The 15,196-nt window shown below is 46.8% G+C and carries 20 protein-coding genes and 1 other annotated feature; of the genes, 1 reads left to right on the plus strand and 19 read right to left on the minus strand.

Translation table 11 applies throughout. The features are described from left to right. Nucleotides 1–292: 292 nt before the first annotated feature. The 18 genes from ABTV53_RS25035 to ABTV53_RS25120 all read right to left on the minus strand — a co-directional run bounded on the left by ABTV53_RS25035 (nucleotide 293) and on the right by ABTV53_RS25120 (nucleotide 13,754). A complete protein-coding gene (locus ABTV53_RS25035; RefSeq protein WP_124118844.1) occupies nucleotides 293–913 on the minus strand; it encodes a class I SAM-dependent methyltransferase in 621 nt (206 codons plus the stop codon). 96 nt (nucleotides 914–1,009) lie between these two features. Beyond that, nucleotides 1,010–1,372: a 50S ribosomal protein L7/L12 gene (gene rplL, locus ABTV53_RS25040; RefSeq protein WP_278298116.1), complete on the minus strand. Its 363-nt coding sequence runs from the start codon at nucleotides 1,370–1,372 to the stop codon at nucleotides 1,010–1,012. Between the two features lie 72 nt (nucleotides 1,373–1,444). Further along, nucleotides 1,445–1,948, minus strand: coding sequence for a 50S ribosomal protein L10 (gene rplJ, locus ABTV53_RS25045; RefSeq protein WP_433747610.1), 504 nt, complete (start codon nucleotides 1,946–1,948; stop codon nucleotides 1,445–1,447). A gap of 24 nt (nucleotides 1,949–1,972) precedes the next feature. Beyond that, nucleotides 1,973–2,119, minus strand: a sequence feature (ribosomal protein L10 leader region). A 68-nt stretch (nucleotides 2,120–2,187) separates the two neighbouring features. Continuing rightward, nucleotides 2,188–2,880, minus strand: coding sequence for a 50S ribosomal protein L1 (gene rplA / locus ABTV53_RS25050; protein WP_017692063.1), 693 nt, complete (start codon nucleotides 2,878–2,880; stop codon nucleotides 2,188–2,190). A gap of 94 nt (nucleotides 2,881–2,974) precedes the next feature. Continuing rightward, entirely contained in the window at nucleotides 2,975–3,400 is a 426-nt protein-coding gene (gene rplK, locus ABTV53_RS25055) for a 50S ribosomal protein L11 (RefSeq protein WP_017692062.1), read from the minus strand. A 68-nt stretch (nucleotides 3,401–3,468) separates the two neighbouring features. After that, nucleotides 3,469–4,002 (minus strand): transcription termination/antitermination protein NusG, encoded by a 534-nt coding sequence (nusG, locus tag ABTV53_RS25060; protein WP_024633599.1) that lies wholly within the window; start codon nucleotides 4,000–4,002, stop codon nucleotides 3,469–3,471. Nucleotides 4,003–4,023: 21 nt separating this feature from the next. After that, nucleotides 4,024–4,215 (minus strand): preprotein translocase subunit SecE, encoded by a 192-nt coding sequence (gene secE, locus ABTV53_RS25065; protein WP_017692060.1) that lies wholly within the window; start codon nucleotides 4,213–4,215, stop codon nucleotides 4,024–4,026. 17 nt (nucleotides 4,216–4,232) lie between these two features. Continuing rightward, nucleotides 4,233–4,382: a 50S ribosomal protein L33 gene (gene rpmG, locus ABTV53_RS25070; RefSeq protein ID WP_072735843.1), complete on the minus strand. Its 150-nt coding sequence runs from the start codon at nucleotides 4,380–4,382 to the stop codon at nucleotides 4,233–4,235. A gap of 304 nt (nucleotides 4,383–4,686) precedes the next feature. Beyond that, nucleotides 4,687–5,331, minus strand: coding sequence for an RNA polymerase sporulation sigma factor SigH (sigH, locus tag ABTV53_RS25075; RefSeq protein WP_017692059.1), 645 nt, complete (start codon nucleotides 5,329–5,331; stop codon nucleotides 4,687–4,689). Nucleotides 5,332–5,502: 171 nt separating this feature from the next. After that, nucleotides 5,503–6,024, minus strand: coding sequence for an NYN domain-containing protein (locus tag ABTV53_RS25080; protein WP_036607162.1), 522 nt, complete (start codon nucleotides 6,022–6,024; stop codon nucleotides 5,503–5,505). Nucleotides 6,025–6,029: 5 nt separating this feature from the next. Further along, on the minus strand, nucleotides 6,030–6,776 hold the full coding sequence (gene rlmB, locus ABTV53_RS25085; RefSeq protein WP_433747613.1) for a 23S rRNA (guanosine(2251)-2'-O)-methyltransferase RlmB: 747 nt from the start codon (nucleotides 6,774–6,776) through the stop codon (nucleotides 6,030–6,032). A gap of 43 nt (nucleotides 6,777–6,819) precedes the next feature. Then, nucleotides 6,820–7,299: a Mini-ribonuclease 3 gene (locus ABTV53_RS25090; RefSeq protein WP_433747616.1), complete on the minus strand. Its 480-nt coding sequence runs from the start codon at nucleotides 7,297–7,299 to the stop codon at nucleotides 6,820–6,822. Beyond that, a complete protein-coding gene (gene cysS, locus ABTV53_RS25095) occupies nucleotides 7,296–8,696 on the minus strand; it encodes a cysteine--tRNA ligase (protein ID WP_433747618.1) in 1,401 nt (466 codons plus the stop codon). The genes ABTV53_RS25090 and cysS overlap by 4 nt, the downstream gene beginning before the upstream one ends. 42 nt (nucleotides 8,697–8,738) lie before the next feature. Then, nucleotides 8,739–9,398, minus strand: a complete 660-nt coding sequence (cysE, locus tag ABTV53_RS25100) for a serine O-acetyltransferase (RefSeq protein WP_433747620.1) — start codon at nucleotides 9,396–9,398, stop codon at nucleotides 8,739–8,741. 528 nt (nucleotides 9,399–9,926) lie between these two features. Beyond that, entirely contained in the window at nucleotides 9,927–11,384 is a 1,458-nt protein-coding gene (gltX, locus tag ABTV53_RS25105) for a glutamate--tRNA ligase (RefSeq protein ID WP_433747623.1), read from the minus strand. Between the two features lie 33 nt (nucleotides 11,385–11,417). Continuing rightward, nucleotides 11,418–11,894, minus strand: coding sequence for a 2-C-methyl-D-erythritol 2,4-cyclodiphosphate synthase (gene ispF, locus ABTV53_RS25110; RefSeq protein WP_076254730.1), 477 nt, complete (start codon nucleotides 11,892–11,894; stop codon nucleotides 11,418–11,420). Beyond that, complete coding sequence (gene ispD, locus ABTV53_RS25115) at nucleotides 11,891–12,586, minus strand: 2-C-methyl-D-erythritol 4-phosphate cytidylyltransferase (protein ID WP_433747626.1); 696 nt, start codon at nucleotides 12,584–12,586, stop codon at nucleotides 11,891–11,893. The genes ispF and ispD overlap by 4 nt, the downstream gene beginning before the upstream one ends. 82 nt (nucleotides 12,587–12,668) lie before the next feature. Beyond that, entirely contained in the window at nucleotides 12,669–13,754 is a 1,086-nt protein-coding gene (locus ABTV53_RS25120) for a PIN/TRAM domain-containing protein (RefSeq protein WP_047841132.1), read from the minus strand. A 174-nt stretch (nucleotides 13,755–13,928) separates the two neighbouring features. Between ABTV53_RS25120 and ABTV53_RS25125 the strand changes: the two genes are divergently transcribed. Next, on the plus strand, nucleotides 13,929–14,324 hold the full coding sequence (locus ABTV53_RS25125; RefSeq protein WP_017692049.1) for a hypothetical protein: 396 nt from the start codon (nucleotides 13,929–13,931) through the stop codon (nucleotides 14,322–14,324). A 129-nt stretch (nucleotides 14,325–14,453) separates the two neighbouring features. Here ABTV53_RS25125 and pssA read toward each other — a convergent pair whose 3' ends face one another. Further along, nucleotides 14,454–15,185 carry a CDP-diacylglycerol--serine O-phosphatidyltransferase gene (pssA, locus tag ABTV53_RS25130; RefSeq protein WP_017692048.1) on the minus strand — a complete coding sequence of 244 codons (732 nt, stop codon included), beginning with the start codon at nucleotides 15,183–15,185 and terminating at the stop codon, nucleotides 14,454–14,456. Nucleotides 15,186–15,196 lie beyond the last annotated feature (11 nt).

Genomic DNA, 15,196 nt, shown 5'->3' on the forward strand with positions numbered 1-15,196 from the left:
CAAATAAAGAAAAGCCCTTACTCGAAATGTCGTTCGAAAAAAGAGCAACTTTGATCGGCGGATGTCTTTCCAAAACATTCTTATCCCCAGTTTGCCCAAAATGTACATATTATACGCCAAACGTAGGCATAATAAGCCCGTTCGGCGTAAAAAAAGGTTGACATTTTTAGTTAGCTAAAGCCAAGTAGGGCATCTTAATACTGACATTTTACAATAATACCACGGCCTGAATTTCAAGTCAATAGTCCTATTGCAAAAAAAATGATCCCCTGCTTACTTTACAAACTCGGATTCAGCTTTTAGTAGAACCCTCTTCCGATTTCATCGCTTTGAAAATCCGGTAGCCTTTATCCTTCGTCACTTCCTCCACTCTTCCAAACAAAGATTCCAACTTCGCTTTTGCTGATGGAGCCCCTTGTTTCTTCTGAATGACAATCCACAACGAACCGCCTACCTTCAGATGACGATGTGCCTGTTCGAAAATAGTATGAACCGTCTCTTTCCCAGCCCGTATAGGCGGATTGGTTAAGATAACGTCAAAATCTTGCTTTTTTACTTCAGCCAGTAGATTACTCTGCAATACCGTAACATTGTTAATTCCGTTCGCTTTTGCATTCTCCCTGGAAAGTTCAACGGCTCTCTCGTTGATATCGATCATGGTGACATGCCCATCCGGTACAAGTTTGGCTGCTGTAAGACCCATCGGTCCGTATCCACAACCCACATCGAGAACATGAGCCCCTGATGGCAACTCTATCGCATCAATCAATACTCTGCTGCCATAATCGATTCCGTTTTTGGAAAACACACCGGCGTCCGTCACGAATCGCAGACTGAATCCGCGAAGAACCGCTTCAGTTGCTCTGCGATCATGCGCTACTTGCGGTTTGTCCGAATAATAATGATTGGACATGCCCTCACTCACTTTCCATTTACAATTACAGCAACAAACCCCTTGATATAAGTCAAGGGGTTTGTTGTTTTGTTCATCTAGCTTATAAAAGCTAAATTATTTAACTTCGATTGTAGCGCCAGCTTCTTCAAGCTTAGCTTTAACCGCTTCTGCTTCTTCTTTAGCAACTTTTTCTTTCAATGCTTTTGGAGCGTTGTCAACCAGTTCTTTTGCTTCTTTCAGGCCAAGACCTGTGATTTCGCGAACTGCTTTGATAACGTTGATTTTGGAAGCACCAGCGTTAGTCAAGATTACGTCGAACTCGGATTGCTCAGCTTCAGCAGAAGCAGCGCCCGCACCTGCAGCAGCTACTGGAGCTGCAGCAGTTACGCCGAATTCTTCTTCGATTGCTTTAACAAGATCGTTCAGTTCCAGTACAGTCATGCCTTTGATTGCTTCCAAGATTTGCTCTTTACTCATGAGTGAACCTCCATATATAATATTATTTTTTTTAATTCATTTGCCGCCTAAGCAGCGTTCAGATCAAGTTGCTTACGCGCCTTGTTCTTCTTTTTCTGCAACTGCTTTAACCGCAAGCGCGAAGTTGCGCACTGGCGCTTGAAGCACGCTGAGGAGCATGGAGAGGAGTCCATCGCGGGATGGCAGTTCTGCCAATGCCTTAACTTCGTCTACTCCGATTACGCGACCTTCTACGACTGCACCTTTCAATTCCAGAGCATCGTTCTTTTTCGCGAAGTCGTTCAGAATTTTAGCTGGAGCCACAACGTCATCTACGCTGAATGCAATTGCAGTAGGACCTGTGAGAACACTATCGAGTTCTGTCAGTTCTGCTGCTGCAGCTGCACGGCGAAGCAACGAGTTTTTCAGCACTTGGAATTCGATCCCTGCTTCACGAAGTTGCTTACGCAACTCAGTTACTTGGGCAACGTTCAATCCGCGATAGTCAACAACAACAGTTGTCACGCTCTCGCGCAATTTTGCTGTTACTGCATCAACGGACTCTTGTTTTGCTTGAATCACTTTTGCGTTTGCCAATCTGTACACCTCCTGATCAAATTTATCCCATTAAGAAAAGCCTCCGTAGAATCACGAAGGCTTGATATATACTCATCATCGATTTACATCGTTCTAAGTTCTATAATCACACCTCGGCAGGAAATTAAGCCAAATGGCACCTACTGTCTACGGCAAGCATATTCAAATGTCAACGGTCAGTCACTCGGACTCACAACTTTTATATCTTATCAAGGACAGGACCAGCCTGTCAAGAGATATTATCTAAAAGCTGCTGCGTTCACGCGTGCGCCAGGGCCCATCGTGGAAGAAAGACTAACATTCTTCAGATAAACACCTTTTGCTGCCGCTGGTTTAGCACGATTCAGAGCTTCCATGAGAGCTTTGAAGTTCTCATTAAGTTGCTCAGAAGAGAAAGAAGCTTTACCAATCGGTGCATGAATTTGACCTGCACGATCCAGACGATATTCGATTTTACCGGCTTTAATTTCTTGAACAGCCTTAGTTACATCGAAAGTTACCGTTCCGGCTTTAGGGTTAGGCATCAGACCTTTACCGCCGAGCAGTCGGCCCAATTTACCTACTTCACTCATCATATCTGGTGTCGCTACGCAGACGTCGAATTCGAACCAGCCTTGTTGGATTTTGTTGATCATGTCTGCATCACCAACATAGTCCGCGCCAGCCGCTTCCGCTTCTTTCGCTTTGTCACCTTTTGCAAATACCAATACGCGTTGTGTTTTACCTGTGCCGTGTGGCAAGACAACAACACCACGTACAGCCTGGTCTTGCTTACGAGGGTCTACACCCAAACGAACTGCTGCTTCGATTGTTTCATCGAATTTTGCAGTAGCTGCCTTTTTCACAAGCTCTACAGCTTCTGAAGGCTCGTAAGTTGCTTCGCTGTCAATCAGCTTAGCAGCTTCCAGGTACTTTTTACCGTGTTTAGCCATGTTTTATTCCTCCTTTGTGGTGTTAGCGGATATACCTCCCACATCAACCGGTCGCGAATCGACCGGTTTTACGAAGCCATGTTTCTTATGAAAATTAGTCTTCGATGGTGATACCCATGCTGCGGGCAGTACCTTCGACCATACGCATAGCGGACTCAACGTCTGCTGCATTCAGGTCAGGCATTTTTGTTTCTGCGATTTGACGAACCGCATCACGTTTAACAGTAGCAACTTTTTTCTTGTTCGGTTCGCCGGATCCTTTTTCAACTTTAGCTGCCACTTTCAACAGAACTGCTGCTGGTGGAGTTTTAGTGATGAAAGTAAAGGAACGGTCCTCGAATACAGAAATTTCAACTGGAATAATCAATCCCGCTTGATCAGCTGTACGAGCGTTGAATTCTTTACAGAATGCCATGATGTTGACACCTGCTTGACCCAAAGCTGGACCTACTGGTGGTGCTGGGTTTGCTTTACCTGCTGGAATCTGCAGTTTTACCATTTTAATAACTTTTTTCGCCATGATTGACACCTCCTTGCAAAATAGTGGTTAACGGGCCTTACAGCCCTCCCACAAGAAACTTGAAGAAACTATATCTTCTCCACTTGTGTATATTCCAACTCAAGCGGTGTTTCCCGTCCAAACATGTTCACGTGCACTTTCAACTTGCTTTTGTCTACCAAAATTTCTTCCACGGAGCCTACGAAATTCGCAAAAGGGCCGACTTTAATACGTACGGATTCCTTAATATCGAACTCAATTTTCGGCTTAGGTTCAACCATGCCCATGTGCTTCAGAATTTGTTCCACTTCTTCAGGCAACAAAGCAGTTGGTTTGGACCCAGAACCTGTCGAACCGACAAATCCTGTAACACCTGGTGTGTTGCGCACAACGTACCAAGAGTCATCCGTCTGTACCATTTCCACCAAGACATAACCAGGGTAAACTTTACGCATAACGGTTTTTTTCTTACCGTCTTTGTTTACCACTTCTTCTTCCATAGGAACAAGAACGCGGAATATCTTGTCTTCCATGCCCATAGACTCGACGCGTTTTTCCAAATTGGCCTTGACCTTGTTCTCATACCCTGAATAGGTATGAACGACGTACCATCTTTTTTCCATATCAAGCCACCGGAACCCTTCTTAAATAATCGCTTCGATCACAAAGGAGATGCCAATGTCAATGACCCAAAAAAACAGCGTCATAACCACAACAGTACCAAGTACGATCAATGTGTAGTTGGTCAGCTCTTTACGATTAGGCCAGCGAACTTTTTTAAGTTCAGCCCAGCTTTCTGAGAAAAAGGAAATCAGAGATTTGAAACTTCGTTTCACGCCGACACCTCCAAAAACTATCTGGTTTCGCGATGAGAAGTCTGCTCGTTACAAAACTTGCAAAATTTCTTCATCTCCATGCGGTCGGGGTGATTACGCTTGTTTTTTGTCGTAGTGTAATTTCTTTGTTTGCAGTTAGTACAAGCCAAAGTAATAATTACCCGCATGATGTACACCTCCCGAAGACTTCCACATTCAAGCAGAGTCTCTAAATTGATCCTGAAAAAAAGCCATAAATTTAGGCCTACCTAAAACACTTTATCACAAGGGTATAACCATGTCAATGAAAGAATAGCCTTTCATTCATTGGGTATTACTTCCGTACAACGCACATTCGTTTCTCATCTCTGTTTTTCTCTTCTCCTGCATGGACCGAGCGATTACTAGTATGAACATTCTTAGATTTTATAAACTTGAGACACTAAAAAAAGACTCAAACACCGAGCCTTTTCCGTCAACGACAACATGTGTTTAATTATCTCGAACTTCCAGGTACTTTTCAAGTTTGCGCTTGACGCGCTGAAGTGCATTATCAATGGACTTCACATGTCTGTCCAAATCAACTGCAATCTCTTGATAAGATCTCCCGTCCAGATACAACATCAATACTTTACGTTCCAGATCACTCAGAATCTCGGACATTTTATCTTCCAGGCCCACAAACTCTTCCTGATTAATGATCAATTCTTCCGGATCACTGACCTGGGTTCCACAAATCACATCGAGTAACGTACGATCAGACTCTTCGTCATAAATAGGCTTGTCCAGAGATACATAAGAATTAAGTGGAATATGTTTCTGACGTGTTGCTGTCTTAATCGCCGTGATGATCTGTCTTGTAATGCACAGTTCGGCAAAAGCCTTGAACGAAGCCAGCTTGTCCCCTTTGAAATCTCGAATGGATTTGTAGAGGCCAATCATTCCTTCTTGAATAATATCTTCCCGGTCTGCCCCAATCAGAAAATAAGATCTTGCCTTGGCGCGTACAAAGTTACGATATTTGTTAATCAAAAACTCTAACGCTTCGCTTTCGCCTTCTCGGAAAGCTTCTACAATGTCTTCGTCACTTTGGTAATCATACTTGGATAACATGATATCTTTGAGGTCGACACTCACAGACAATCCCTCCGGCTGCAACGCAAGGTACCCCGTTACTCTACTCTATGAAATATAGGATCAGTATATATGATGGTACCTTACACCGTCAACCACGCTCTGCCTAAAAAAGAACATCAATAACATAAATGTCAAGAGTTACAATATTCTAAATTTTGTAAAAACGCGCTGTTATTCACGGCGCCATCGCTCAAACTCTTTCAATACATCCGGACTTAACTTGCCCCCAAGTGTATTACGTGTGGTCTTCGCCTGATCTTCTTCCAGTCGTTTCTTTAATTCTTTTTCGTTCTGCTCAACTTCAATAAGCAATTCCCTTGCAGATACGCGTAGCGCTCCCTGTCCAAAAATAACATGTTGCTCTACCATATCGCTCGTAGCCACATAGATTTGGCGTCTTCTCATGCTTAGTTCCCGAACGAGTCTCTCAATGCATTCGTCTGCCGTCTCTTTTTCCTTTGTAAAATAGATCTGCACTTTGCTCTGTGTAAAGGATTTACCGAGTCCAGGCACGAGGTAGGCGTCAAACACAACAATGACTCGCCGGCCGGAAAAAGCCTGATAGTCGGCAAGACGAAAGAGAAGCCTGTTGCGCGCCTCCTCGAGCCCACTTTCCGCCAGTTTAGTTAATTCCGGCCAGTCGCCAATCATGTTGTACCCGTCTACAAGAAGCACATCACGGGAATCAGCCATACCTTCTATTCCTGCGCTTGACGCGAGCGAAGCACTTCATACATGACAACACCCGCTGCCACGGAAGCATTCAAGGAGTTAATCTGACCTTGCATCGGTAATTTGATCAGTACGTCGCATTTCTCACGAATGAGTCGTCCCATTCCTTTATTTTCATTGCCGATAACCAATGCCACAGGACCAGTAAAGACGCCGTTACCAAAGACACCTTCATGAGCCGTGACATCTGTCCCTACAACCCATACACCTTCCTCTTTAAGGCGATCGATGGTCTGGGCAAGATTACTTACACGAGCCACTGGCACATACTCCACGGCACCTGCTGACGTTTTGGACACTGTTACCGTTACCGCTGCCGAGCGACGTTTGGGTACAATGACGCCATGCGCACCCGTGCAGTCTGCTGTCCGCAAAATCGACCCCAGGTTATGAGGATCTTCGATCTCATCCAGCAAAATCAGGAAAGGATGCTCATTCTTCGCTTTTGCTGCGGCAAGAATGTCTTCTACCTCCACATAAGCGTAAGGTGCAGCTTGTGCCACTACCCCCTGATGCTGAATGCCTGGTACCGTTTGATCCAGCTTACGCTTGTCCACGTGTTGAATAACAATACCTAGTTTTTTAGCTTCCGTGATAATAGGTTGAGTCAAATGTTTCTGTGCTGTATCGGCAATCCATATTTTATTAATGGTCCGGCCTGAACGCAGCGCCTCCGTTACGGAGTGTTTACCGGCAATCCATTCTTCTTCCATCGTTGTTCGATCCTCTCTGTAATGCGTTGTTTTGTTGAAATTTCTATTTTTTTGTCGGTGATGGCGATTGTTGTTCCGCGTGCTCAATGCCAAGACCAATCAGTTCAATCATGCGATCATGATGACCACTGCTGTAGAGGTAACCAATGAGACATTCAAACGCCGTGGCATGTCTGTACTCCAACACATCTGCATTTTTGGGTACACTACCCGACTTGGCATTCCGCCCTTGCCGGACGATATCACGTTCTTCCTCTGTCAGTTCAGCCTCAATCGTTTTAAGTATGCGGCTCTGTGCCTTCGCTGATACCAACCCGGTTGCACTACGATGCAGATGGTTGGGACGCATGTTGGCCTTCGACAACAGATATTGACGAACAGCCACCTCATATACCGCATCACCAATATAGGCCAGTGCAATAGGTGGAATCAACCTCGCAGGTCTGGAAGAAGGATACGGGAACCATCCTCCCTCTGTAACCTGCTCTTGTTGTTTTGGTGTATTTGGATGTCCTTCGCTCATTTGCGCCGCCATCTCATGCCCTGCGCCGTATCTTCAAGCAGAATGCCACGTGCAGACAATTCATCACGAATTTCATCCGCTCTTGCCCAGTTTTTGGACTTGCGCGCTTCTACACGCTCTTCAATCAGACGTTCTACTTCCTCATCCAGAAGTTCTGGCTCTGCGTCAGTATAAATGCGCAGCACAGCATTCAATTCACTGAACAACTCGAGGAGCGCGCGAATATCTGCCGCATTAACTACTTCTTGCTGCAACAGTTGGTTGGCTTCCCCTGCCCACTCAAACATAGCAGTAATCGCATCAGGAGTATTGAAATCATCCTGCATCTTCTCGTGATACTGCTGACGAATTTGGTCGAGTCTTGCCGCAAACGCTGCTGTGATATCCTGATCAACAGTTACCGCATTCAGACGATGGTTCAGGTTACCTACCGCATTCGCAATCCGGTCCACACTGTTCTGTGCCTGCTCCATCGTATCATCCGTGAAATTCAACGGGTTACGATAGTGGGTAGACAACATAAAGTAACGAATCGCTTCGCGTTTATATTGATTCCGTAAATCTTTAACAAGAACACCGTTACCGAGTGATTTCGACATCTTCTCATTATCAATCCGGATGAATCCATTATGCATCCAATAGTTCGCAAGTGGTTTACCTGTTAATACTTCGGATTGGGCGCATTCGCACTCATGGTGCGGGAACTGCAGATCCTGTCCACCCCCGTGAATATCCAGTGTATCCCCAAGGTACTCCCTAGCCATGGCGGAGCACTCAATATGCCAGCCTGGTCGGCCATCGCCCCAAGGACTGGACCAATAGATCTCACCTGGTTTAGCAGCCTTCCAGAGCACAAAATCTTCGGGATGCTCTTTGCGCTCGTCCACACCCACACGGATTCCGAATTGCAGCTCCTGCAAGTTTTGTTTCGAAAGTTTGCCATACTCGCTGAATTTGCCTGTACGATAATAAACGTCACCGCCATTTTCATACGCAAATCCTTTTTCAACCAGCTCACGGATAAAATCAATGATCAGCGGCATGTTTTCCGTTACTCTCGGGTTGCTGCTTGCCTTGGGAATACCCAATCCCTCAAGGTCTTCATAATAGGCCGCAATAAACTTTTCCGCGACATGAGGAACATCTGTTCCAAGTTGTTCTGCTTTGCGAATCAGCTTATCATCCACATCCGTGAAGTTCACCACATAGTTTACATCATGTCCTGTCTGTTCCAGGTATCCACGAACCGTGTCGAAAAAGATAACAGGACGTGCATTCCCAATGTGAATGTAGTCATATACCGTTGGTCCACAGACATACATTTTTACTTTCCCTGGTTCTTGGGGAACAAACTCCTCTTTGGTACGACTCATCGTATTATAAATCTGAAGCGTCATGGTCACTTATCCTTTCATCCTATACTGCCTTTAGTTATTGTATCACGTATCACGCACAGTCTCATTTTCACGGGCATTCTGCAGTGTACGTACTTCTTCCTGCAATCGTTCGAGTTCTTGTTGCATACTCCGCAAAGAGTCAACGACCGGATCGGGCAATTGTTGACTGAGGCGATCTACCCGTCGGCCATCCTGTTTAACAATTCTGCCCGGTATACCTACCACAGTACTATTGGAAGGGACCTCCTTAAGCACAACGGAATTTGCACCAATGTTGCATTGATCCCCCACGCTAAATGAACCCAGCACTTTGGCTCCCGATGAGATAACCACATTATTGCCAATGGTCGGATGTCTCTTTCCTTTTTCTTTCCCTGTTCCGCCGAGGGTAACCCCCTGATAGATAACAACATCATCGCCAATCTCACATGTTTCCCCAATAACGACGCCCATTCCATGGTCAATAAACAACCGATTCCCGATCGTAGCTCCAGGATGTATCTCAATTCCTGTCATGAATCGGCTTACCTGTGAAATGAACCTGGCGAACGAGAACCATCTTCGTTTGTATAAAAAATGTGCCATCCGGTGTGCCCATATCGCGTGCAGCCCTGAGTAGGTAAATACCACTTCAAACCATCCCCGGGCTGCCGGATCGTTCTCAAACACCGCCTGGATATCTGATCTGATCTTCTTGAACATGCTCGTTCCCCTCTTGTTCAGGTTCCCGTCCTCCGGCTTACCGGACGGCGCGTTCCTTGGTAGTGTACTGCACACTCGCCTAAACAAAAAACGCCCCTGCAGCATTTAGCTGCAGAGGCGTTTATCGCGGTCCCACTCTGCTCGGTTCATTCTCAAATAGAATGAGCCCTCAAGCGGTTTGGTAACGGAAACCAATCGTCACAACCTATCCTAGCGTTTTCCCATGTCATAACCGACAAAGGCGGGGCTGGATTCGGCTGTGCAGCTCACGGGTGCATTTCGACTGATGGACAGTGGATGGCTCACAGCCACCGCAATCAAAGAAATCTTTCTTTGCTGCGGGACCATCCTCTCTGAATCTGTCCGGGTCAGTCTACTTCTCCCGATCTTTGCTGTTCTATTAGATAAATCATATCAATTATTCGTTGTGTTGTTATTATAGCGAAAAGGCCCCAGACTGACAACAGCCGACTACGTAATCCGTACATCATATGACTGTGTTCAGATCCCAAATATGATCGAATAAGCTTATTTTACTTGTGCAAGCAAGCGTTCGATCACCGTATCACGGCCCAGAAGCACGATCGTTTGGTTCAGATCCCGTCCATGCGTCTGTCCAGTCAAGGCTACACGAATTGGCATAAAGAGCTGTTTGCCCTTAAAGCCGGTTTCTTTCTGTACTTCCTTGATTAATGCAGCCATTTTGCTTGGTGTGAACTCTTCACTTGTCTGCACTTTATCCGCAAATGCCTTCAGCACGGTCGGCACTTGCTCTTCAGCGAGAACCGCGGCACCTTCACTTTCCAGCTCAATCTCCGAACGGAAGAACACTTCCGACAATTCTACGATATCGGATGCCGCGTTCATCTGCTCCTGATAGAGATGTACGAGGGTATGCGCCCACTCTTTTTGCTCAGCGGACAGATCCCCAGGAAGACGTCCTGCTTTTTGCAGATGCGGAATGGCCATCTCAGCAATACGTTCCGGGTCAGCATGTTTGATATAGTGGTTGTTCAAGTGAGCCAGCTTGTGTGTATCAAATACAGCCGGGCTCTTGGACAGACGTTTCGTATCAAAGATGGAGATCAGCTGCTCTTGCGAGAAGATCTCTTCCTCCCCTTCCGGCGACCAGCCAAGCAGGGAAATGAAGTTAAACATCGCTTCAGGTAAATAGCCGAGCTGATCATACTGCTCAATAAACTGAATGACGGACTCATCCCGTTTACTCAGCTTCTTGTGATTTTCATTCACGATCAGCGTCATGTGACCGAATTGCGGCGGCTCCCAGCCGAGCGCTTCATAGATCATCAGTTGACGCGGCGTGTTCGAGATGTGATCTTCCCCACGCAGGACGTGGGAAATCTTCATCAAGTGATCATCCACAGCAACGGCATAGTTGTACGTGGGAATGCCATCTTTTTTCACAATGACGAAGTCACCGGATTCCTTGCTGTTGAACGAGATTGTACCTTTAACCATGTCGTCAAACGTGTATACGCGCTCTTCCGGCACACGGAAACGAATACTCGCTACGCGACCTTCCGCTTCAAATGCACTAATCTGCTCTGGAGTCAGGTCACGGTGTTTGCCTGAATAACGCGGCGTTTCTCCACGTGCTGACTGCTCCTCACGCTCTTGCTCCAATTCTTCTTCCGTGCAGAAGCATCGGTAAGCCAGACCTTTATCCAGCAATTCCTGCGTATATTTACGATAGAGGTCCAGACGTTCCGTTTGACGGTATGGTCCGTATTCTCCGCCCACATCAATACTTTCATCCCACTCGATTCCGAGCCATTTCAGGTATTTCAGCTGGCTTTCTTCACCACCGGCAATATTCCGTTTTACGTCCGTATCTTCAATACGAATAATGAATTTACCGTTATTATGTTTGGCATATAGATAGTTAAACAGCGCCGTACGGGCATTCCCGATATGCAGATGTCCTGTTGGGCTCGGCGCGTAACGCACACGAATTTCCGTGCTCATATGATCCCCTCCGTCATGAATTAATTGATGATATCACACACGAACCAGGCAAACAACGGATTGAGCGGCAATACCCTCTCCCCGTCCCGGGAATCCCAGTTGCTCTGTCGTTGTTGCTTTCACGTTCACCTGTGTTACATCCGCTTCCAGTGCTTTGGCAATAACCTCAGCCATCTGCGGGATGTAAGGAGCCATCTTCGGCTTCTGGGCAATAATCGTTGAATCGATATTCCCTAACCGATATCCGCGATCCTTCACAAGCTGCCATACATGCTCCAGCAATTTCAGGCTGTCGGCATCCTTGAATTCCGGATCGGTATCCGGGAAGTGCTTGCCGATATCCCCAAGTGCCAGCGCACCCAAAATGGCATCACTAATCGCGTGCAACAGCACGTCTGCGTCCGAGTGACCCAGCAGTCCTTTTTCATAAGGAATTGTTACTCCGCCAATAATGCACGGGCGTCCCTCTACCAGCTGATGTACATCAAATCCCTGTCCTACACGTATCATCGCTTCTTCTCTCCCCCCAGCAAAAACGCGGCGTATTGCAAATCTTCCGGCGTCGTTAATTTGATATTGGTATAATTGCCTTCCACAACCTTGACCGACATTCCCTGACGTTCAGCCAGCATGGCATCATCTGTCCCCAGAAATCCGTCCTGCTCGGCTGATGCGTAGGCGGAGAGCAGGGAAGAAAGACGAAAAGCCTGCGGGGTTTGAATGCTCCACAGACTGCTGCGGTCTGGCGTCGCCGTAACGACTCCTTCCGCATTCACTTGTTTGATCGTATCCTTCACGGGAACTGCCAGTACAGCTGCTCCACCACCGGATGTGGCAGCCGCCATGCATCCCTTGATCTGCTCATGGTTCACAAAAGGACGTACCCCGTCGTGAACGAGAACCCAATCCGTCTCAAGTGCCTCCAGGCCTTTATGGACAGAATGTTGTCTCTCTTTCCCTCCGGGGATAACACGGACACGTGAATCCAGTTGGTATTCTTTTACCCAATCCTGGCAGCGTTCAACATCTGCGGCTCCTGTGACCAGCACCATCTCGCGGATCTCGTCCAGCGCAGCAAATACCTCAAGCGTATGTATGAAAACGGGCTTGTCCTGCAGCAACAGAAACTGTTTGCTCTCGGTCGTCCCCATCCGGGTTCCGCGACCTGCTGCCACAATGACAACGCCCCACCCTTTATCCATGCCGCAATCCCTGCCTTGTCTGTCAGTTTATCGTCCAAAGATATACAATATCATTCAACGATACACTACCCATCATACCGCTTTATTGGGCTTTTTCCAACAGTTTCGGCTTGGCAAAAATCATTCGTCCTGCTGAAGTCTGCAACACACTGGTCACCAGCACTTCCATCATCATGCCGATATACTCGCGTCCGCCCTCCACCACGATCATTGTGCCATCATCCAGATAGGCCACACCTTGACCATGCTCCTTGCCATCCTTGATAATCTGTACCATGATCTCCTCACCTGGCAGAACAACCGGCTTCACCGCATTGGCGAGATCATTAATGTTCAACACGGATACCCCCTGGAGTTCGCACACTTTGTTCAGGTTAAAGTCATTGGTAACCACTTTGCCCTGAAGCACTTTAGCCAGTTTAACCAGTTTGCTGTCCACTTCGGAAATTTCCTCGAAATCCCCCTCGTAGATCAGGACTTTTACATCAAGTTCCTTCTGGATTTTGTTCAAAATGTCCAGTCCACGCCGTCCTCTGTTCCGCTTGAGCAGATCCGATGAATCGGCAATATGCTGCAGCTCCTCCAGAACAAATTCCGGAATGACGATCGTGCCTTCAATAAATCCGGTTTTGCATATATCAGCGATACGCCCATCGATAATAACACTGGTATCCAGAATTTTATGTTCTTCCATCCGTCTATCCTCGTCCACCTCGGGATGACCCCATCGCCCTGACATCCAGAAGGCTCCCAGATCGTCTTTCTTCGCCATGGCAAGGGTGTAGCCGGAATAAGCACTTATCACCGTCAGCGCCACTTGCAGCACTTCTCCTGCCGTTCCCATCCATCCCACAACAGGGTAGAGCAACAAAGCCACCAGTAAGCCAGCAACGGTACCTGCGGCACCTGCAGCCAGTTCATTCATAGGTACTTTTGCCAATGAATCGATTCCACTATGCAGTCTGTCTGCCATCAATGTTCCACCAATATTACATACAGCCATAAACATTACAGCTCCCAGCAGCGTCGATATACCAGCTCCCAGTAATCCTGCTGACTGAATCCACTCAGCCATCCATGGGACCGATTTTCCTGCCAGATGATATGCCGTGTAGCCGAACCATGCACCGCACAATCCTGTAAAAGTTAAAATGCCTTTTTTCCACATTAGTCCCTGCACCTCCTTCAATGTATCTTGATCTTGATATCCAGTATGATCCAATTCCTGAATTGCTAATCCCATCCGCAAGAACTTTTTGGAAATGTTGCAATCGTCAGTTGAAAGTAGGTAAATTATTGGCATATAATGAATTCAATTCATATCCCGAGGTGAGTGGCAAAAATGAGTACGCTAAGTTTACAGGCTTTCCAGGATCAAGTTTCTGAACTGTTGCTGCGTCATCGCAGTCTGATTGATGTACTGTCCAAAACGGGACAAGCCGGAGCGTCTGTTAACCGTGCCGTGTCCAAAGCCATTACCGAATGCGGCTGCATCGAGCTGCACGCCACCAAGCAGAAATATGCCCCGGAGAGCGATATCGCTCAAACCAAGGGCCTGCTGGAAACGCATGTGGAAGGTGAGTTGTGTGAGAACTGCAGAGAGGTCATCAGCTCTGAGCTAGGGCGAAACCTGTTCTACATGTCGGCTCTCTGCAATCTGCTGGACATTAACATGGAAGAGGTCGTAAATCACGAATCACAGAAGTGTTCAACGTTAGGGATGTTTAATCTGTCGTAAGAAGATATGTATGTCGTCGTTCGCAAGGGTTTCTTTTACCGTAAATAGATCTGAATAAACAAAAAGCACGCATTCTCCAGTTCAGGAGAGTACGTGCTTTCTTTGTATCGTGTCCGTCCCCCAGGCTACTTAACGATCAGAAGGACGGGAAGACTTTTCATCCTTGCGCTTTTTCGCCCGACTACGCGAGGCCGCTGTTCGCACATTATGCTTCATTCCATACAAGGCGTATAACACCAGCGGAATAAAGATCAATTTGGATAACTGCTCCGGGAAAATAACAGCTACGGCTATAGCAAATAACACAACCCATGGTGCGATCCAGATTGCCTTACGCGGCAAACCCACCTTTTTGAAATTGGGATATTTAAGTGAGCTCACCATCAGATATGATAACAGCAACGTAGCGATCATCATGCTGACCGGGCCAATATCCTTATTGAACAAGGACAATGTAGCCAGCACTCCGCCGGCTGCCGGTATCGGCAAACCTGTGAAGTACCCGGGGATTCCCGGACGAACATTAAACCGAGCAAGACGAATGGCTCCACAGATTGGAAAAGCCGCTGTTGCGATCCAAGCGAGAATCGGCATCGAATCTTGAAACGACACCATAAATATGATCAGGGCAGGTGCTGCACCAAAGGAAACCATGTCTGACAAGGAATCCAGTTCTTTGCCGAATTCGCTTTGCGCATTGAGTGCACGTGCCACTCGGCCATCCAGACCATCCAGCAGCATCGCTACAATGACCATAATGGCAGCCAAACTGTAATTTCCATCAATCGCAAGCAAAATTGCCATCATTCCAAGAAACAGATTACCCAGGGTAAAGAGATTCGGAATGAATCTGGTTAGCATTGTTGTTTCAC

Source organism: Paenibacillus amylolyticus, assembly GCF_050990605.1.
Taxonomy (GTDB): domain Bacteria; phylum Bacillota; class Bacilli; order Paenibacillales; family Paenibacillaceae; genus Paenibacillus; species Paenibacillus amylolyticus_H.